This is a genomic window from Paenibacillus sp. 102 (assembly GCF_039549175.1).
Taxonomy (GTDB): Bacteria; Bacillota; Bacilli; order Bacillales; family Bacillaceae_G; genus Bacillus_A.
In genome coordinates this window covers 593,314-611,605 of record NZ_JBCGHT010000001.1, presented here as the reverse complement: position 1 = coordinate 611,605, position 18,292 = coordinate 593,314, and the positions used below count along the sequence as shown (strand labels likewise).

Annotated in this window: 21 protein-coding genes; 16 read left to right on the top strand and 5 right to left on the bottom strand. The window is 36.6% G+C overall.

What is annotated here, in order from left to right; all coding sequences use genetic code 11:
• Positions 1 to 73 precede the first annotated feature (73 nt).
• The 3 genes from AAIE21_RS03190 to AAIE21_RS03180 all read left to right on the top strand — a co-directional run bounded on the left by AAIE21_RS03190 (position 74) and on the right by AAIE21_RS03180 (position 1,902).
• Entirely contained in the window at positions 74 to 337 is a 264-nt protein-coding gene (locus AAIE21_RS03190; protein ID WP_343265911.1) for a YqkE family protein, read from the top strand.
• 69 nt (positions 338 to 406) lie between these two features.
• Positions 407 to 931, top strand: a complete 525-nt coding sequence (locus AAIE21_RS03185; RefSeq protein ID WP_343265426.1) for a GrpB family protein — start codon at positions 407 to 409, stop codon at positions 929 to 931.
• Positions 932 to 1,074: 143 nt separating this feature from the next.
• Positions 1,075 to 1,902, top strand: a complete 828-nt coding sequence (locus AAIE21_RS03180) for an aldo/keto reductase (RefSeq protein WP_343265425.1) — start codon at positions 1,075 to 1,077, stop codon at positions 1,900 to 1,902.
• A gap of 180 nt (positions 1,903 to 2,082) precedes the next feature.
• On the opposite strand, the gene AAIE21_RS03175 is transcribed toward AAIE21_RS03180, so the two are convergent.
• Complete coding sequence (locus AAIE21_RS03175; RefSeq protein WP_343265424.1) at positions 2,083 to 2,997, bottom strand: aldo/keto reductase; 915 nt, start codon at positions 2,995 to 2,997, stop codon at positions 2,083 to 2,085.
• A 53-nt stretch (positions 2,998 to 3,050) separates the two neighbouring features.
• Complete coding sequence (gene mciZ / locus AAIE21_RS03170) at positions 3,051 to 3,179, bottom strand: Z-ring formation inhibitor MciZ (RefSeq protein ID WP_343265423.1); 129 nt, start codon at positions 3,177 to 3,179, stop codon at positions 3,051 to 3,053.
• Between the two features lie 74 nt (positions 3,180 to 3,253).
• Here mciZ and AAIE21_RS03165 point away from each other — a divergent pair, with 74 nt between their 5' ends.
• On the top strand, positions 3,254 to 3,793 hold the full coding sequence (locus tag AAIE21_RS03165) for an NUDIX hydrolase (protein ID WP_241818044.1): 540 nt from the start codon (positions 3,254 to 3,256) through the stop codon (positions 3,791 to 3,793).
• A gap of 22 nt (positions 3,794 to 3,815) precedes the next feature.
• Here AAIE21_RS03165 and AAIE21_RS03160 read toward each other — a convergent pair whose 3' ends face one another.
• On the bottom strand, positions 3,816 to 4,367 hold the full coding sequence (locus AAIE21_RS03160; protein WP_343265422.1) for a GNAT family N-acetyltransferase: 552 nt from the start codon (positions 4,365 to 4,367) through the stop codon (positions 3,816 to 3,818).
• 155 nt (positions 4,368 to 4,522) lie between these two features.
• On the opposite strand from AAIE21_RS03160, the gene spoIIM reads away from it, so the two are divergent.
• The 10 genes from spoIIM (at position 4,523) to corA (ending at position 14,879) form a co-directional block, all read left to right on the top strand.
• Positions 4,523 to 5,140 carry a stage II sporulation protein M gene (gene spoIIM, locus AAIE21_RS03155; RefSeq protein WP_481858658.1) on the top strand — a complete coding sequence of 206 codons (618 nt, stop codon included), beginning with the start codon at positions 4,523 to 4,525 and terminating at the stop codon, positions 5,138 to 5,140.
• Positions 5,141 to 5,248: 108 nt separating this feature from the next.
• On the top strand, positions 5,249 to 5,704 hold the full coding sequence (fur, locus tag AAIE21_RS03150) for a ferric iron uptake transcriptional regulator (RefSeq protein WP_343265420.1): 456 nt from the start codon (positions 5,249 to 5,251) through the stop codon (positions 5,702 to 5,704).
• 104 nt (positions 5,705 to 5,808) lie between these two features.
• Positions 5,809 to 6,039, top strand: a complete 231-nt coding sequence (locus tag AAIE21_RS03145) for a YqzK family protein (protein ID WP_001250435.1) — start codon at positions 5,809 to 5,811, stop codon at positions 6,037 to 6,039.
• Between the two features lie 6 nt (positions 6,040 to 6,045).
• A complete protein-coding gene (gene xerD, locus AAIE21_RS03140) occupies positions 6,046 to 6,936 on the top strand; it encodes a site-specific tyrosine recombinase XerD (protein WP_343265419.1) in 891 nt (296 codons plus the stop codon).
• A 174-nt stretch (positions 6,937 to 7,110) separates the two neighbouring features.
• Positions 7,111 to 8,781: an IS200/IS605 family accessory protein TnpB-related protein gene (locus AAIE21_RS03135; protein ID WP_343265418.1), complete on the top strand. Its 1,671-nt coding sequence runs from the start codon at positions 7,111 to 7,113 to the stop codon at positions 8,779 to 8,781.
• A gap of 635 nt (positions 8,782 to 9,416) precedes the next feature.
• Positions 9,417 to 10,157 (top strand): FixH family protein, encoded by a 741-nt coding sequence (locus AAIE21_RS03130; protein WP_343265417.1) that lies wholly within the window; start codon positions 9,417 to 9,419, stop codon positions 10,155 to 10,157.
• Between the two features lie 366 nt (positions 10,158 to 10,523).
• On the top strand, positions 10,524 to 11,708 hold the full coding sequence (gene deoB, locus AAIE21_RS03125) for a phosphopentomutase (RefSeq protein WP_343265416.1): 1,185 nt from the start codon (positions 10,524 to 10,526) through the stop codon (positions 11,706 to 11,708).
• Positions 11,709 to 11,721: 13 nt separating this feature from the next.
• Positions 11,722 to 12,543 (top strand): purine-nucleoside phosphorylase, encoded by an 822-nt coding sequence (locus AAIE21_RS03120; RefSeq protein WP_343265415.1) that lies wholly within the window; start codon positions 11,722 to 11,724, stop codon positions 12,541 to 12,543.
• A gap of 7 nt (positions 12,544 to 12,550) precedes the next feature.
• A complete protein-coding gene (locus AAIE21_RS03115; protein ID WP_343265414.1) occupies positions 12,551 to 13,855 on the top strand; it encodes a pyrimidine-nucleoside phosphorylase in 1,305 nt (434 codons plus the stop codon).
• A gap of 61 nt (positions 13,856 to 13,916) precedes the next feature.
• Positions 13,917 to 14,879, top strand: coding sequence for a magnesium/cobalt transporter CorA (gene corA / locus AAIE21_RS03110; protein WP_343265413.1), 963 nt, complete (start codon positions 13,917 to 13,919; stop codon positions 14,877 to 14,879).
• A 34-nt stretch (positions 14,880 to 14,913) separates the two neighbouring features.
• On the opposite strand, the gene AAIE21_RS03105 is transcribed toward corA, so the two are convergent.
• Both AAIE21_RS03105 and AAIE21_RS03100 read right to left on the bottom strand, forming a co-directional pair.
• Positions 14,914 to 16,203, bottom strand: coding sequence for an NCS2 family permease (locus AAIE21_RS03105; RefSeq protein WP_241818035.1), 1,290 nt, complete (start codon positions 16,201 to 16,203; stop codon positions 14,914 to 14,916).
• Positions 16,204 to 16,339: 136 nt separating this feature from the next.
• The gene (locus tag AAIE21_RS03100; RefSeq protein WP_343265412.1) at positions 16,340 to 17,002 is read right to left on the bottom strand and encodes an SIMPL domain-containing protein; all 663 of its coding nucleotides are present in this window, start codon (positions 17,000 to 17,002) and stop codon (positions 16,340 to 16,342) included.
• Positions 17,003 to 17,161: 159 nt separating this feature from the next.
• Between AAIE21_RS03100 and AAIE21_RS03095 the strand changes: the two genes are divergently transcribed.
• Entirely contained in the window at positions 17,162 to 17,581 is a 420-nt protein-coding gene (locus tag AAIE21_RS03095) for a MarR family winged helix-turn-helix transcriptional regulator (protein WP_001003304.1), read from the top strand.
• Positions 17,582 to 17,688: 107 nt separating this feature from the next.
• On the top strand, positions 17,689 to 18,234 hold the full coding sequence (locus AAIE21_RS03090; protein WP_343265411.1) for a hypothetical protein: 546 nt from the start codon (positions 17,689 to 17,691) through the stop codon (positions 18,232 to 18,234).
• Positions 18,235 to 18,292 lie beyond the last annotated feature (58 nt).

Below are 18,292 nucleotides of genomic sequence, written 5' to 3'. Positions count from 1 at the left end.
AATGGTCCGTTTTTATTGTCGTAGGGGAGTCATTTCCCCTATAATGGAGAAAAAAGTAAAAGGTGAGCAAGTCATGAAGAAAAAGAAACAGAGGCAAATGCAAAGACAAACGCAAATGAATCAAGTGGAGAAGGAATCCATTACAATTGGTGATCAATTAAATGCGTCATTAATGGATCAATTAAAAAGTAAGAAAAAAGAATTACAAGTAAGAGTGGAACAAAAAGAAATAGAAGAACAAGAGAGAAAACGTAAAGAGCAAAAGGATCGCGAAAAGAATAAATCATTTGAAGAACTGTTAAGTGAAAGTAACCTCACTTGGAAAGACTTTAAATAATACAAAAAAAATCATCAGGGGGACTGCCCTGATGATTTTTTTAAACATGTAATAGAAAAGGGGATTGGGATGAGGAAAATTGTTGTAGTTCCATATGAAAATCATTGGAATGAGAAATTTCAAATAGAGGCAAAGAGGTTGACAACAGCGATGCCAGAACCAGTTAAGGTGCATCATATTGGTAGTACATCGGTACCAGGACTAGCAGCAAAGCCAATTGTGGATATGATTATGGAAGTAGAGGATATTGAGAGAGTAGATACATGGAATGACCATTTTGTAAAACTTGGTTATATTGTAAAAGGTGAAAATGGCATTTCGGGTCGACGATTTTTTATTCACGGAACCGAAGAAAAACGTTCGTATCATTTACATGTATTTGAAGCAGGAAATCCAGAAATTATACGTCATTTAGCGTTTCGTGATTATATGATGGAGCATTGTGAAGAGGCGGAAGCTTATGCGTCATTAAAGAAAGACTTGGCAGAAAGGTTTACATATAATGGAGAGCAATATACAGAAGGAAAGACTGATTTTGTACGCGATATTGATGAGAAAGCAAAAGAGTGGTTAGAGAATAATGCGAGCGAGTAAGCACGCGTTATTTTTATAAAAATATTATGTTAACTGTATGTATTTTTTGACTTTTTTCGTGAATCTTGTTGAAATAAAGTGATGGTTATAAAAATATGGGCACCTGCTAGAAAATTTGCAGGAGAGAAGGAGGAGCAACGATCATGTATATTCCAACAACTACACTTCATAATGGCGTAAAAATGCCGATGCTTGGCTTAGGTGTATATAAAGCGAAAGAGGGAGAAGAAGTAAAGCAAGCGGTAAAAACGGCTTTAGAAGTTGGGTATCGCTCTATTGATACAGCGACTGTATATGAAAATGAAAGCGGTGTCGGAGAAGCGGTTCGTGAATCAGGAATCGCACGTGAAGAATTATTTATTACGACAAAAGTATGGAATGACGATCAAGGATATGAAACGACACTTCAAGCATTTGAGAAAAGTTTAAAGAAATTACAAATGGATTACGTGGATTTATATTTAATTCATTGGCCAATAAGAGGGAAATACATAGATACATATCGTGCTCTTGAGAAATTATATGAAGAAGGAAAAGTGCGTGCAATTGGCGTTTCAAATTTTCATCAGCACCATTTAGAACAGCTACTGCCAAATTGTAATGTGAAACCGATGGTGAACCAAGTAGAACTTCACCCGATGCTTGCGCAGTTTGAATTACGTGATTTCTGTCAAAATGAACAAATTCAAATGGAAGCATGGAGCCCGCTAATGAGAGGTGGCGAAGTATTTCAGCATCCAATTATTCAAGAGATTGCTAAAAAATATGAAAAAACGCCTGCTCAAATTATTTTACGCTGGGATATTCAGAGTGGCATTGTAACAATTCCTAAATCTGTTACACCATCTCGCATTCAAGAGAACTTTACCATTTTTGATTTTTCATTAACAGAAGATGAAATGAAGCAAATTGATACGCTTGATCGTAATCTGCATGTTGGAACAAACCCAGATAAATACGATACGATATAAAGTGAACTTTAATCAGTGGGGGACTTCATCCCCCACTGATTATTAGCCCTCACCAATCGGGCTTTTACGGGCAGTTTATCTCCCGCCTAACTTCTTTGTCTCCGCCGAATTTTGAGATGGGAGTATTATACTGCCCGCGAATAGCAGGATAAAAAACGCTACCGAAAATGGTAGCGTTTTTTAACGGTGTGATGTGTATGTATCAAATTTAACCACTGCTTGAATTTGTTTATATTCTTCAAGTGCTAATGGAGAGTGAGTTGTAGCTTGTACATTCTCTCGCAATTGCTGAATAGAACTAGCACCTGGGATGACTGAGGCAACAGTTGGGTCATGTAAACAGTATTGAATAGCTGTTTCGGTTAATGAGTGAGCGTTTGTAATTTCTGTTACCGCAGCTAAAGTTTTTGTTAATTCGTTATAAGAATAAGAAAGATAATCTTTTTCTTTTACTTTTTCTACTTTTCTTTCATTACTGTCAGTTAATAACCCTTTCGCGAGTGGTCCGCGAGCAATCACGCTAATTTGATTGTCTTGTAGGAATGAAAAACATTCTTCGGGTCGACGATTTAATAGACTGTACTCCATTAATACGCTAATAATGTTAGAGCGTTTTGCATATTCCCGAATAACATTTGGACGGATAGAAGAGATGCCGTAATGACGAATCAAACCTTCTTGTTTTAATTCTTCAAATGCTTCAATTGTTTCATCGATAGGATCTTCTATTGTTCCGCCATGAAGTTGATATAAATCAATATAATCTGTTTGGAGGCGGCGTAAACTTTCTTTTACCTCTGCCTTTATATAAGCTTTAGAAGGATCCCAAGACCAGCCGTTTTTTTCCTCTGTCCAGCGGTTTCCTACTTTCGTTGTTAGAACAATTTGATCGCGTTTTCCTTTAAGAGCTCTTCCAACAAATTCTTCATTTAATCCATAATTGTATAAATCTGCTGTATCAAAAAAGTTAATTCCTAAATCAATCGCTTCATGGATGATGCGATTGGCTTGATTTTCTTCTGTGCCAAGAGACATACAGCCAAGTCCCATTTCAGTAATATACAAATCTGAGTTTCCTAATTGACGTTTTTTCATAGGTCAGCCTCCTTACTTTCATTGTACGAAAGCAGTAGAAGGTTGACAAACGTTTACTTCTTGTTTGCTGTAATCCATTCTTTTACGGTTGCGTATTCTTCTCCATATTGTTTTAGCTTATGCCGAATTTGCCAAGCTTTTCCGACTAATGTGATGCGATTTGGTAAAATATATACTTTCATTTTTAACACGCTCCTTTCAGTGTGGTAAAATGTATGAAGAACAATTAGGAAATAGAATAGGGAGATGAAATATTGTGAGTAATCTTGCAGAGAGAACAGTTGCAACTGAACCAATTTTTGATGGGAAAGTTATTAAAGTTCGTGTTGATGATGTAGTATTGCCAAATGGAGAAGTGAGTAAACGTGAAATTGTAAATCATCCTGGCGCGGTTGCTATTATCGCCGTTACAGAAGAAGAAAAAATCGTACTTGTTGAGCAGTACCGTAAGGCGCTTGAAAAAGAGATTGTTGAAATTCCTGCTGGAAAATTGGAGCCTGGGGAAAAACCAGAGGTAACAGCGATTCGTGAATTAGAAGAAGAAACAGGATATGTATGTGACAAAATGGAATTCATCACATCTTTTTATACATCACCAGGTTTTGCTGATGAGATTTTATATGTATACAAAGCAACAGGATTAAAGAAAAAAGAAAATAAAGCAGCTTTAGATGAGGATGAATTTGTGGAATTAATGGAAGTTTCATTAGAAGAAGCAGTTGAACTTATGAAAAATCAACGTATCCATGATGCAAAGACGATGTTCGCTGTACAATACTTGCAATTACAAAAATAAACACTCGCCTAAGGCGAGTGTTTTAATTGATTTTTGCATACACGCGTGTGTCACGTAAGCTGCCATCTGGAGCAAGAAAATCGTTTTCTAATGTACCTTCTAAAATAAATTCAAGGCGCTCGGCTAGAGCGCATGCATTTACATTTGTAGCATCACAACGAATTTCCAGTCGTCTAGCACCAAGCTTATCAAAAGCAAACTGGACAGCGCCTTTTACTGCTTCTGTCATATAACCTTGTTTTGTATAAGCGCTATGTAACCAGAAACGAAGTGAAAATTTGGGGATATCCCAGTTTTCTGGATGAAGGGTAAGAGCTCCAATAAATGTACCTGATACCTTATCATATAAATGAAAAGCTAATGTGTCACGAAGTAAAAATTGTCCGTGAGCTTCTCGAACTGTTTCCTCAGCACTTTCTTCTGTTTCAGATGTAATGGACATCCAAGGGTGTAAATCTTCTAAAGAAGCCTGAATTGCTTCATATACTTCTGTTCCATCCCCTGGAAATGGTTTACGTACTTGTAAGCGCTCAGTTTGAAATAATGTTGGAAAATCTAATAATAATGGTTTCAAGCAAAATCCCTCCTATTCTCTACTTTTAAGTTTAGCAAAGTGGAGCGGAATTTCAATCTTAATTAATCATACTTTTTTCTTTCTTTCATACATTTTAATAAGAGTGTGAACGGAGGGAAGAAAAAATGTTACGAAAAACTTGGCAAAATCGTGTAATTTCTCATATACAAGAGAATTCTTCGCTATATATATTTAATTCTGTTTTATTATTGATGGGTGTAGTGTTTGGAGCCATTCTTGTAAATAGCCTAGAGGTAAGTCAAAAACAAGATCTATCTTTTTATTTGAATCGATTTTTTGGACAAGTTTCCAAAGGAGAATTTGCAATTGCCAGTGATATGTTTCGAGAAAGTTTCTTTTCGCAATTAAAATATATTGGATTTATTTGGCTGTTAGGAATTTCAATTATTGGATTGCCGCTTATTTTTATTTTATTATTTTTAAAAGGAGTAGTTGTTGGATTTACAGTAGGTTTTTTAGTCAGTCAGCACGGGTGGAATGGATTGTTGTTAGCATTTGTATCTGTGTTGCCACAAAATTTAATTATTATTCCAGCATTTCTTGTTATGACGACAATTGCTGCGAGTTTTTCTTTGCGCATGATCAGGCATCAATTTATTCGGAAAATTACCGAGCCATTACTACCGCTATTAATTCGCTACACGTGCTTCTTTTTAGCTATTGGCGTTGTATTAGCAATTGCTTCTAGCATTGAAGCATATGCATCACCAGTGTTAATGAAAGAAGTCGTGGAAATTATTAATAAAAAATAAATACTACATGAGAATAACTATCAACTTATTTTGATTGTTTTTTTCTTTTGACAGAAGCCCTTCTTCTGATATAATGGTGTAAGAGTGGCGAGGAGGGAGTAGTACCGAATGGAAGAGAGAATTGAACGAATTAAGAAGCAATTACATGCAGCGAGCTATAAGTTAACACCACAACGTGAAGCGACGGTTCGTGTGCTGCTAGAAAATGAAGAAGATCATTTAAGCGCGGAAGATGTTTACCTCCTTGTAAAAGAAAAGTCGCCAGAGATCGGACTAGCAACCGTCTATCGAACTTTAGAGTTATTATCTGAGTTAAAAGTTGTTGATAAAATTAACTTCGGAGACGGTGTTTCACGCTATGACTTACGTCAAGAAGGTGCACAACGTTTCCATCATCATTTAATTTGTACACAATGTGGTGCTGTACAAGAAATTCAAGAGGATTTACTTGGTGAAGTGGAGAAAAAAGTAGAACGAGACTGGAGCTTTAAGGTAAAAGACCATCGTTTAACTTTCCATGGAATTTGTAAAGATTGTCAAGAAAATGAAACGGATGAAAAATAACCTTTTCCTATTTAGCTAGGAAAGGGTTTTTTATTTGAGTTTAGGTATAAATTGCAGAAAGCTTGGCATATGTTGTAATAACATATATTTTGGAGGAGTTTACCATGCGCCGAGCTTTAAAATTAACTTTTGATGGGATGAAAGTATTTTTATTATTTACAGGTTGTACGATTTTGTTTTATTTCGCTATACTATGGATAAATGAAGAATATGAAAGTTACCATCGTTATGAAAAACCAAAAGAAGAAACAGTAGAAAAAGTATCAGGGAATGAGGAACCAGCAAAAGATGCTTTTGTAAATAGAATAATTTTTTTCTATGAAAATGGGGAGTAGTGTAGATTGGAAGATCAATTAAAAGATTTTATTCATTATATGATTGTAGAAAAAGGTTTAGCAAAAAATACGGTTGTATCCTATGAGCGAGATTTAAAAAGTTATGTGAAGTATTTACAAAATGTCGAGCAAATAAAAACATTTCATGAAGTGACAAGGATACACATTGTGAATTTTTTGCAGTATTTAAAAGAGAATGGGAAATCTTCAAAGACTTTGGCACGTCACATCGCCTCTATTCGTTCATTTCATCAGTTTTTACTGCGTGAAAGAGTGGTAGAACATGATCCATCTGTACATATTGAAACGCCTCAAGGCGAGCGGAAATTACCGAAAGTATTGTCAGTAGGTGAAGTAGAGGCATTGCTTCAAACACCCAAAGCGACCAGTGGATTCGGTATTCGCGATAAGGCTATGCTAGAGTTATTGTATGCAACAGGGCTCCGTGTTTCTGAATTGATTGCACTAAATTTAGAGGATGTTCATTTAACAATGGGTTTTGTTCGCTGCATCGGAAAAGGGAATAAAGAACGAATTATCCCGCTAGGTAGTTTAGCGACAGAAGCAATTCAACGTTATATTGAAAAGGGAAGAAGAGAACTAGTGGGAAAAAAAACAGTCGATGCCCTCTTTTTGAACCATCATGGTAATCGATTGTCCCGTCAAGGTTTTTGGAAGATTTTAAAACGACTAGCAAAAGAAGCAAATATAGAAAAAGAGCTTACACCGCATACATTACGCCATTCTTTTGCGACTCATTTATTAGAAAATGGAGCAGATTTGCGTGCTGTGCAAGAAATGCTTGGACATGCCGATATTTCTACAACGCAAATTTATACGCACGTTTCAAAAACTAGATTAAAAGATGTATATAAACAGTTCCACCCGAGAGCATAGTAATTATGCTCTTTTTTATTTTTATCATTTTAACCGAGAAGACGCCTCCTCTAAACGAAGTGAAGGTGGGGGATGAATCGGTTTTTTCTTTTTAAAGAAAACGTCTCTTCTCTGTAGAACTAACGTTCGATTTGGTGTATAATGAGCTTATCAAATAAAAAGAGGTGAGAACAGGTGAAGAAAGCGTATTTTTCGAAACGGATCTACAAGATAGATGTACCGCATGAAATGATAGATACATTGGCAGAGACAATCGAAACATTTAATCAGGCAAAACGCTTTGCGTTTCAAACGATTGTTCGGGAAAAATGTTGGAACCGTAAGATGCATACAGATAGTCTTCATCTCGTTCTCAAGCGAAAATATCAATTGAATGACTATTATGCAAACAGTGCGGCGCAAGAAGCAAAAGCGTTGTTTACAGGTTTAATGGCGTTACAAAAACGATATGAGAAGCAAACGCAAGAGAAGCTTAAGAAGCTCAAGAAAAAGTTGAAACAAGAACGGACAAAACTAACAAATCTTCGCAAAATCAAACAAAGTTGTGTGAAAGGAACGCTGACGTTTCTAAAAAACACCCGCTTCGCGAAGCACAACAACCTCATCTCCTTATCTCGTAAAAAAGACACCTTAATTTGGCTAAATGAATATCTGTTTGAACACCAATACTTAGATGTTCAAATCAAAAGAATTCAGGCGAAAATTGGTCATCTCACTCACAGACAATCCCGTTTAACGCAAAAACTTTCATCCGATCAAACGAGTATTCCAAGCGCAGTATTTGGAAGCAAAAAATTGTTTCGCTCGCAATTTACCATCCGCGAGTTTGTACGTAACCATGACAAATGGAAAACATTATTTTCTCGTGCTCGAAATAAACAACTGATCCTATCTGGACGGAAAGATGCCAAACATGGCAATTTTGTATTTCAGTATGTGCTGGAGACAAAAGAGTTATGGATGACGACAAGTTCTGGGAAAACACTTATGTTTCCAGCTGTTACGTTCCCATATGGACAAGAAGCCATTGAAGAAGTAATCACAACCCAATTACAGTGTAAGAATAAGAAAAAGCATGGTAAACCGATCGCATGGTCTGTGGAAGACTATGGTTCCTATTATATTGTGAAATGTGTAGTCGATGTACCGGAAAATCCACACACGAATTACAGTACATCAGATGGTGTGATCGGTGTAGATTGTAATCTTGAGCATTTTGCTTGGGCAAATGTAACGAGGGATGGAAATTATAAAGGAAGTGGTTCCCTTCGTTTTTCTATTATGGGGAAATCTACAGGACAAATCACAAAAATCATCGAAGTGGAAGCGATTCGCTTAGTGGACTTAGCGGAGCGGTATAACAAACCAATTGTACTAGAGAAACTAAATACGACCCAATCGAAAACAGGGGATCGCTATGGGAATAAGCGAGCGAACCGGATGAAGAGTATGTTTGCGTATGAGAAGATGACAAGTGCCATTCTGAATCGTGCAGATAAAAGGGGCGTGGCTGTATTTCAAGTGAATCCTGCTTATACTTCAATCTCTGGAAAGATGAAATACATGCGGAAATTCGGTATCTCTATTCATCAATCCGCGGCTTTTACGATTGGTCGCCGGGGATTAGGATATAAAGAAAAAGTACCTCGGGTGCTTCAGCCGTATATTCCAAAGAAAGACGCACATCACTGGAGTCATTGGCATCAATTAAACAATCAATTGGATATTCGCACGCATCATTTCTATCAGCTATACGATGTAGATCAACCGAAAGAAGTCTTACAAATCGAACGGTTACACTTGTTTGAAAATGAAAAGAAAAAACTAGCAAAACGATTTGCATGATAAAAAAGAACACTTTGTCCCAGATTTTTACGCTTATTACCAGAGCAGATAATAAGTCTAGGAACTGGATGCATGACAAAGTGTTCTAGCCTCGATATAAGAAAAAGTAGTTGTACCTATTTTGTTTGTCTTTCGTCGGAAGATAGAATAGGTCGTCTTACATAACATATAGACACTACCGAACTCTATATCGTTGTATCCTCTTTGTTGAACGAGAGGAACTGTTTTTGTGAGAACAGAGACAGGAGAATCCCCCACCTCAAGCTCTTGTAGAGGTAGGTGGGGGTAGTTCAAATTCCAACAGATAAGCTGCTGCTATGAAAACAAAAGGAGATCTCCACTTGTCTTCTCTTTTTGTTTTAACTTGGCAATGGGGAAGGAAGAGGGTCTGACCGCTTCAATGCATGGCTGGAGGCTCTCTCCCATCTAAAAGGAAGGGTTTTATGTAGGTTTTTCCTTTTGTATTTATAAAGCTGACTAACAAATCTAGTAATGATAGAATACGTATTGAAAATGAAAAAGGTAAGTGCTTCACAAAAACTTCACAAACATTTCGTACATTGTTTTCAGTAGAAGGCTGGAATATGAACTGGTATATCCTCTATACTAAATGAAGTATAAAGGAGGAAATCATAATGAAAAAACTTATAATTACTTTATTTATCGCGATGCTAGCATTAGCTGGGTGTAATACAAAGGAAGAAGATACAACGAAAAAAGGAAAACTTGAAGAAGTAAAAGTAGCTGTCCAAACAAATCCGAAAGAAATTAAGCCAAATGAAAAAACAGAAGTGCAGGCTCTTGTTACACAAGGGAAGGAAAAAGTAACTGATGCTGACGATGTGAAATTTGAAATTTGGAAAGATGGCGAAGAAAAACATGAAATGTTAAATGGGAAGCATAAAGGAAAAGGTGTTTATGCAGTAGAGAAAACATTCCCAACAGATGGTGTGTATCATGTTATTGCACATACAAACGCACGTGAAATGCATGTAATGCCAGAAGTGAAAATAGCTGTAGGAAATGCAAAAGTTGAGGATGTAAAGAAAGAAAAGAGCGGTCATGAAGCAGGGCACGGTGATCATAAGAGCGATACGATGATTCACCTTATGGCTGGCGATGTAAAAGCAAATGCTGAATCAACAATGAAAGTACATTTAAAACAAAAAGAAGAAGCGTTAACTGGAGCTGAAGTACAGCTTGAAATTTGGAAAGATGGCGCGGAAAAACATGAATATATTCCTGCTGAAGAAGGCAATAAAGGCGAATATATAAGTAAATATACGTTTAAAGATGCAGGTGCATATAAAGTAAAAGTTCATGTGAAAAAAGGTGAACTTCACGAACATAAGGAAGAAACAGTAGAAGTAAAATAAGAAGCGGCTCTTTAGAGCTGCTTTTTTCTTTAGGTTAATGAAATAAATCATAATTTCATTAGCACTTCGATGCAGAATGGATTACAATAGAAAGTGTAAGATAAATAAGAAATTCTAAGAAAATGTATTAAAAAGAAAGCGTAAACATGGTATGATATTAATATGAGATGTCTGACATCTGACTTAGAAAAAACAGGAAACGTATTACTTCGTGTGAAAGTAACACGAAGTAGGTTAGAGAATGACTAATAAGAAGTGCTTTTTGTTAGTGGACAATAAAGAGAATTCTCACTGATAACAGTTTCACTTTACAACGTTTTGAACATACTACAAGAAGTAGAACTGAACATATAGGAGGTTGCAGTTATGAATAAATATAAACGTATTTTCCTAGTCGTAATGGACTCTGTAGGAATCGGAGAAGCACCGGATGCTGAAAAATTTGGTGATGTAGGTTCTGATACAATCGGTCATATTGCTGAACACATGAATGGATTACAAATGCCAAACATGGTGAAACTAGGTCTTGGCAATATTCGTGAAATGAAAGGGATTTCTAAAGTAGAGAAGCCACTTGGCTATTATACAAAAATGCAAGAAAAATCTACTGGTAAAGATACAATGACAGGTCATTGGGAAATTATGGGTCTTTACATCGATACTCCTTTCCAAGTATTTCCGGAAGGGTTCCCAAAAGAATTACTTGATGAGTTAGAAGAAAAGACAGGCCGTAAAATTATCGGTAATAAACCAGCTTCAGGAACTGAAATCCTTGATGAACTTGGTAAAGAGCAAATGGAAACAGGATCTCTAATCGTGTACACATCAGCTGATAGCGTATTACAAATCGCAGCTCATGAAGAAGTTGTACCGCTTGAAGAGCTTTACAAAATTTGTAAAATCGCACGTGAGTTAACGTTAGATGAAAAATATATGGTAGGTCGCGTGATTGCTCGTCCATTCGTTGGAGAGCCTGGAAACTTCACACGTACACCAAACCGTCATGACTATGCATTAAAACCATTTGGTCGCACAGTAATGAATGAATTAAAAGATAGCGATTATAATGTGATTGCAATCGGTAAAATCTCTGATATTTATGATGGAGAAGGGGTAACAGAATCACTTCGTACAAAATCTAATATGGACGGAATGGACAAGCTTGTCGATACATTAAATATGGACTTTACAGGCTTAAGTTTCTTAAATCTTGTTGACTTTGATGCACTATTTGGTCATCGCCGCGATCCTCAAGGATATGGAGAAGCACTGCAAGAATATGATGCACGTCTTCCAGAAGTATTTGAAAAATTACAAGAAGATGACTTGCTTATTATTACAGCGGATCATGGTAATGATCCGATTCATCATGGGACAGACCATACGCGTGAATATGTACCATTACTAGCTTATAGCCCAAGCATGAAAGAAGGCGGACAAGAACTAGCACTTCGCCAAACATTTGCTGATATTGGTGCAACTGTAGCAGAAAACTTCGGTGTAACAATGCCAAAATACGGAACAAGTTTCTTAAACGACTTGAAGAAATAAGGGGGACAATATAATGAATCGTGAACTTATTACAAAATCAGCTTCATACTTAAAAGAGAAATTCCAAGAAACACCACAAGTAGGACTTATCCTTGGGTCTGGACTAGGTGTATTAGCAGATGAAATCGAAAATGCTGTAACAGTACCATACAGTGAAATTCCTGAATTTCCTGTATCAACTGTAGAGGGGCATGCTGGTCAACTTGTATTTGGTACACTTCAAGGTGTTACAGTAGTAGCAATGCAAGGGCGTTTCCATTACTACGAAGGATATGACATGCAAAAAGTAACATTCCCAGTTCGTGTTATGAAAGAACTAGGTGTAGAAACTGTTGTTGTAACAAACGCAGCTGGTGGTGTAAATACGGCATTTGAACCAGGCGATCTGATGTTAATTTCAGACCACATTAACTTCATGGGTACGAACCCATTAATCGGACCAAATGATTCTGAGATGGGCGTACGTTTCCCTGATATGTCTGCGTCATATACAAAAGAGCTTCGCGAAATGGCAAAACAAGTTGCAGCAGACTTAAATATTAAAGTACAAGAAGGTGTATATGTTGGGATGACAGGCCCTGTATACGAAACACCTGCTGAAATTCGTATGCTTCGTACACTTGGCGGAGACGCAGTTGGAATGTCAACTGTACCGGAAGTTATCGTAGCACGTCATGCTGGCATGAAAGTACTTGGTATTTCTTGTATTTCAAATATGGCAGCTGGTATTTTAGATCAACCACTTCACCATGATGAAGTAATTGAAACGACAGAACGTGTAAAATCTAATTTCTTAGCATTAGTAAAAGCAATCGTAAAACAAATGAAGGGGTGAGTTCACAATGAGAATGGTGGACCTAATTGCAAAAAAACGTGATGGACATGCATTAACGACAGAAGAAGTGAACTTTATTGTAGAAGGCTATACAAATGGTGATATTCCAGATTATCAAATGAGCTCACTTGCAATGGCGATTTTCTTTAAAGATATGAATGAACAAGAACGTGCTGATTTAACGATGGCAATGGTGAATAGCGGCGATACAATTGACTTATCAGCGATTGAAGGGGTAAAAGTAGATAAGCATTCAACAGGTGGTGTTGGTGATACAACTACGCTTGTGTTAGGTCCATTAGTAGCTGCTTTAGATGTACCAGTTGCAAAAATGTCGGGCCGTGGTTTAGGACATACAGGTGGTACGATTGATAAATTAGAAGCAGTTCCAGGGTTCCATGTAGAAATTGAAAATGCTGAATTCATTCGTCTCGTAAACGAAAATAAAATTGCCGTTATCGGTCAAAGTGGAAACTTAACACCTGCTGATAAAAAGTTATATGCACTTCGCGATGTAACAGCGACAGTAAACTCTATCCCGCTTATTGCAAGCTCTATTATGAGTAAAAAAATTGCTGCTGGTGCAGATGCAATTGTACTTGATGTAAAAACAGGTGCAGGTGCATTTATGAAAACAGATGAAGATGCAAAACGTTTAGCAGAAGCGATGGTACGCATTGGTAATAACGTTGGTCGTCAAACGATGGCTGTTATCTCTGATATGAGTCAACCACTTGGCGAAGCAATCGGTAACGCATTAGAAGTAAAAGAAGCAATTGATACACTGCAAGGCAGGGGACCAAAAGATTTAGAAGAGTTATGTTTAACACTTGGAAGTCAAATGGTATACCTTGCTGGAAAAGCTTCTTCTTTAGAAGATGCTCGTGAAAAGCTAATTGAAGTAATGAACAATGGAAAAGCGTTAGAAGCATTTAAAACGTTTTTATCAGCGCAAGGCGGAGATGCTTCAGTTGTTGATGATCCTTCTAAGCTTCCACAAGCACAATATAAAATTGAAGTAGAGGCAAAAGAAGACGGATACGTATCTGAAATTGTTGCTGATGAAATTGGAACAGCAGCGATGTTATTAGGTGCAGGACGTGCAACGAAAGAATCTGAAATTGATTTAGCAGTTGGACTTATGCTGCGCAAAAAAGTGGGCGATAGCGTGAAAAAAGGTGACTCACTTGTTACGATTTACGCGAACCGCGAAAATGTAGAAGATGTGAAAGAAAAAATTTATGAGAACATGAAAATAGAGAAAGAGCATGTTGATGCACCGAAACTTGTGCATGGCATTGTAACAAAATAAACTGAAAAAGCTAAGGAGCCTTCTCCTTGGCTTTTTTTATTGTTTTTTGTATATAATAATAATGGGTGAAATTATGATTAGAATTTGCGCAGTAACGAAAGAAGATGAAGTATTATATGATGTTTCATTAGAAAACACAAAGAGAGAAGATATTGTATGGTATTGGCTTGATTTATATAAGCCAACACAAGAAGAGTATACATATATTTTACGAGATCATTTTAAGTTCCATCCTCTGGCGATTGAAGATTGTGTAGAGTATGTACAGAGGCCAAAAGTGGATTTCTATGATGGATATAACTTTTTAGTTCTCCATGCATTTGGAGAAGATGGATTAGAGCCACACGAAATTGATTTATTTGTTAGTGAAGGTTATATCGTCTCTTTTCATTTCTCACATAATAATGCGATTGAAAGAGTGTGGAAAACGCTTGGGGAGAAGAAACGGATTAAGAAGAGTCCTTTGCATGTAGCACATACGATCATTGACCAAATTGTTGATGATTATTTTGCACCTGTTTACTATATTGAGGATCATTTAAATGCGATTGATGATAATTTAACAGGAGATACAGCGGGAAGTGTATTAGAAGAAGTGTTCGATATTCGGGCAGATTTATCGAAGCTTAGACGTACGATTATTCCGATGCGTGATTTGTTGTATCGTATTTTAAATTCAACTCGTTTTTATGGTGTAAGCGATCATGAAATTTATTTTAAAGATATTCATGATCATTTGCTAAAGCTTTCAGAAATGATTGAAGCAAGCCGAGAGTTAACAGCGGATATTCGAGATAGTTACTTTTCGTTAAACTCGCATCATATGAACAACATAATGAAAACATTAACCGTATTCTCGACTATTTTTATGCCATTAACATTTATTGTTGGTGTATATGGGATGAATTTCGATAATATGCCTGAATTAAAGTGGGAGTATGGTTATTTTATTTGTTTAGCACTTATGGCCTTTATAGGTGGAGGAATGATGACTTGGTTTTATAAAAAAGGATGGTTTAAGTAAAAAAACACTAGGGGGGTTCCCCTAGCGGTTTTTATTAGCCGATAGCATGTAAGACAAACATTGCTAAGAATAGGCATGTAATAATATACATGGATGGTGCGACTTCCTTATGCTTTCCAAGAGCAACCTTTAAAATAGGATAAGCAATAAATCCGAACGCAATACCATCAGCGATGCTATATGTGAGTGGAATCATAACAATGATTAAAAACGCTGGAAATCCTTCTGAAAAGTCATTTAGAGGGATTTGTAAAATGTTTGTAATCATTAGACCACCAATAATAATTAAGATCGGTGCAATGGCACTATCAGGAATTAATTTGACAAACGGAAGAGCAAACAATGATGCGAAGAATAACATCCCTGTAACGATAGACGTCAGACCTGTTTTGCCTCCCGCGGCAATACCTGCAGCACTTTCTACTGTTGAAACGGTAGGGCTTGTGCCAAATAGACCACATGTCATTGCTGAAATCGCATTTGCTTGATAAGCACGTGGGAATTTACGATCGTCTTCTAATAATCCGTGCAATAGCCCCATGTTCTCAAAAATAAGCACCATGCTTAAGGAGAATGTTGCAATCCAAAACGGTAAGGAAGAAAGTTTTCCAAATGACATAGCTCCAAATACATCTCCGTAGTTAGCGAATGAAAATGAGCTATTTCCTACTTGACTTGTATCAACAAGACCAAATAGCCACGCAATACCAGTTCCAATTGCAATCGTCCATAAAAAATTTCCACGTACGTTACGAATAAATAAGACAAGTGCCACAATAAGAGTAAGTAGTGTTGCAAGAACAACAGGGCTACTTAATTTTCCTAATGCAACAGCAGTGTTCGGATGCGAAACGACTAAACCGCCTTTTTGCAATCCAATGAAAGCTAAGAATAAACCGATGCCTACAGTAATTGCTTCTTTTAACGATTTTGGAATCGATAGTGAAAGCGTGCGAGCAATCGGTGTAAATGCGGCAATTGCAAAAATAATACCGGCGATAAAGACAGCTGCTAATGCTTCTTGCCAACTTAATCCAAGCGTATGCACAGCTGTGTACGTGAAGAATGCATTTACACCCATACCTGGTACAAGAATAGCAGGTGCATTTGCCCAAAATGCCATCATTAGACATCCGACAAATGAACTAAAAACAGTTGCCAAAATTCCAGCTTCAAGTGGAATACCGGCATCTGATAAAATAGACGCGTTGACAATCATAATATAAACGATTGTGAAAAATGACGTCACTCCAGCTAATATTTCTTGTTTTGTCGATGTGTGGTGTAGGTCTAATTTAAATGTTCTTTCAAGAATTCCTTTCATGTTAAACCTTCTTTTTCATATCCCTCTCCCACCCGTGATATCCCTTTTGTAAAGAGCTCACCGTCTTTTATTATATCAGAACATAGTCTTTTTACAATAAATAAAATGAGAACGGTTACTTAAAAGTTAACTGGTGCTACAAATATGTGAAAATGGCACGAACAGTAGAGATGATGTCCAGTTCCCCAGATTGAATTGGAGGAGCAGCTTGTGCCTGTAAAGTAGCATGAGTCGTAAATTCGCGCGGCAATTGTGCCGATTCTTCAACGAGTGAAAGAGGGACAGGATTAATATTTAAATTATATGAACTCGCAATGATACGAGCTTTTTCTTGAGCGTGCTGGACTGCTTGTAAGAGTGCTTGTTGATAATACGCATTTGGATGGGAAATACGGAAGCGGAGTCCTCTTGCTACGTTCGCTCCATTTGTAACAGCTATATCATATACTTCCCCAGCTTTCTGTACATTTAAAACGGTAATTTCATACAAATGCTCTACTCGGTACCCTTGTAATAATGCTTTTTCATTTACGTATTCATATTGAGGTGTAATTGTATAGGAAATAGTTTCTATATCTTTATCAGCGATACCAATTTGTTTAAGTGCAGCAAGTAATTGATTAGATTGGATTGCATTTTCCTCTTGTGCTTGTTTGACATCTTTATTATCTGTTCGAATACCGATTGTTAATATAACAACATTTGGTTTTGCTTTTATAATGCCTTCTCCTTGTACAGTAATCGTTGCTTGTTTTCCATTACGGACATCGGGTGAATAAGGATTCATGCCAACTTGCATTTTTGCTCACCATCCTTTTTATATGTATATGAGTAAAAGAAAGAGAAAATTGTATGTAAAAAGTTACATAATTGAGAATCAAAAGGAAAGAAAACATATACAACGTAGGTATTTATAGATTATAATATGTATAAATATGATGAAAAAGGGTCGAGGCTAGTGAACGAAAAAAGAGAAGCACTGATTTTAGATTTATCTACATCATTTCGAAAGATGATACGTTTATTACAAAATGATATTAATACACGTTTTTCGGAGCATATGCCCTATAATGAATTTTCTGTATTGCGTGCATTGTTTTTGAAAAGCCCACAAATGGCTTCGCAAATAGCTAGTGAAGTAAATGTAACATCTAGCCATATTACAGCGGTAACAGATCGCCTTGTACGAAAAGGTTTTGTAACGAGAAAACGTTCTGATTCAGATCGTCGTATTGTGTATTTGGAAATCACGGAACATGGAAAAGAAGTTACACAAAAACTTGAAGCTGTACGTAAAGAATACTATAAAGAGAAATTTAAAGAGTGGAGCGATCAAGAGGTTGAGATGGTATTAGAACTATTTGGTCGCGTATTATAATGATAATAAATGAGGATAGGAAGCAAAGTGCTTTCCTATCCTTTTCTTTTGAATAAAAATATTTGGAAATTCCAATACTTTAAGTAAAAAGTATCGGAGGAAAAATAATGAAATATATCGTTTCGATTGCAATTATTATTGGAAGTTTTTTATGCTCTAGCACATTAAGTTATGCAAAAACACCAATTCAAGTTGTGCAAAAAGAGTTGCATTATATTGCAAGTAATCAACCTATTCTATATTCAAAATTATGGGTTCGTTCTATGCAGAATCAGATCTTATTTCACCACAGTAATAATATTCGTGGACAAGACACGCTGCGCAATGTCACAAATTCTTCTCTCGTAAAAGTAAAACAACTTTCACTTGAAAAGGCTTCACATTACATCCCAAGACTACCTCAATACGTTTCTAAGTTTGAAAATAAAAATGTTCAAGTTTATTACGTTGCTGTTCGTTATGAAGTGAAAAAAGAAAATCCATACCAATTGAATGGAATGAATTACTTTCTTCAAGTGTTTGTACAAGAACAAGGAGATTGGAGGATTGCTGAAAGTATTGTAGCTCCCACAGATCAAATGATAGAGAATGGTGATGGATTTGGGATGAAAGAGGAGAAGGGATATGGGAAGAGAAGAGAGAATGTGAAATAACCTCCTTATTAGATTGGAGATGTATATATAATAACAAGGCATTGCTTTCATGCAATGC

Coding starts and splice junctions, on each gene's coding strand:
- AAIE21_RS03190 (WP_343265911.1), top strand. CDS start 74: ATGAAGAAAAAGAAACAGAGGCAAATGCAAAGACAAACGCAAATGAAT.
- AAIE21_RS03185 (WP_343265426.1), top strand. CDS start 407: ATGAGGAAAATTGTTGTAGTTCCATATGAAAATCATTGGAATGAGAAA.
- AAIE21_RS03180 (WP_343265425.1), top strand. CDS start 1,075: ATGTATATTCCAACAACTACACTTCATAATGGCGTAAAAATGCCGATG.
- AAIE21_RS03175 (WP_343265424.1), bottom strand. CDS start 2,997: ATGAAAAAACGTCAATTAGGAAACTCAGATTTGTATATTACTGAAATG.
- mciZ (WP_343265423.1), bottom strand. CDS start 3,179: ATGAAAGTATATATTTTACCAAATCGCATCACATTAGTCGGAAAAGCT.
- fur (WP_343265420.1), top strand. CDS start 5,249: ATGGAAGAGAGAATTGAACGAATTAAGAAGCAATTACATGCAGCGAGC.
- AAIE21_RS03145 (WP_001250435.1), top strand. CDS start 5,809: ATGCGCCGAGCTTTAAAATTAACTTTTGATGGGATGAAAGTATTTTTA.
- AAIE21_RS03130 (WP_343265417.1), top strand. CDS start 9,417: ATGAAAAAACTTATAATTACTTTATTTATCGCGATGCTAGCATTAGCT.
- deoB (WP_343265416.1), top strand. CDS start 10,524: ATGAATAAATATAAACGTATTTTCCTAGTCGTAATGGACTCTGTAGGA.
- AAIE21_RS03120 (WP_343265415.1), top strand. CDS start 11,722: ATGAATCGTGAACTTATTACAAAATCAGCTTCATACTTAAAAGAGAAA.
- AAIE21_RS03115 (WP_343265414.1), top strand. CDS start 12,551: ATGAGAATGGTGGACCTAATTGCAAAAAAACGTGATGGACATGCATTA.
- corA (WP_343265413.1), top strand. CDS start 13,917: ATGGGTGAAATTATGATTAGAATTTGCGCAGTAACGAAAGAAGATGAA.
- AAIE21_RS03105 (WP_241818035.1), bottom strand. CDS start 16,203: ATGAAAGGAATTCTTGAAAGAACATTTAAATTAGACCTACACCACACA.
- AAIE21_RS03100 (WP_343265412.1), bottom strand. CDS start 17,002: ATGCAAGTTGGCATGAATCCTTATTCACCCGATGTCCGTAATGGAAAA.
- AAIE21_RS03090 (WP_343265411.1), top strand. CDS start 17,689: ATGAAATATATCGTTTCGATTGCAATTATTATTGGAAGTTTTTTATGC.